The following is a 248-nucleotide window of genomic DNA, read 5'->3' as shown; positions in this document are numbered from 1 at the left end:
GGCCAAGAGCCCGATGCGGACCTTGGAACGGCTCGACGTCGCCCGCACGACCAGGGCGTTGCATGAGGAGATCGTGGTGACGACCTGCGCGCGCTCGTTCCTGCACCATCAGGTCCGGGCCAGGGTCGGGACGCTGATGCTCGCCGGCTGCGGCCGGCTCTCGGCCGACGATGTCGCCGACATCCTGGCGTCGGGCGAGAAGCGCCGGTGCGGGCCGCTCGCGCCGGCGGCCGGGCTGACGTTCGTCG

General features: G+C 73.0%; 1 pseudogene. It reads left to right on the top strand.

The annotated features are described in order from the left end of the window. Window positions 1-248, top strand: a pseudogene (locus AC0IY0_RS28900) (tRNA pseudouridine(38-40) synthase TruA); the annotation flags it as partial.

It is taken from the genome of Methylobacterium sp. AC315, assembly GCF_979253755.1.
Note: the sequence above shows the minus strand (reverse complement) of the source record. Positions and strands in the feature narration are given on the sequence as shown.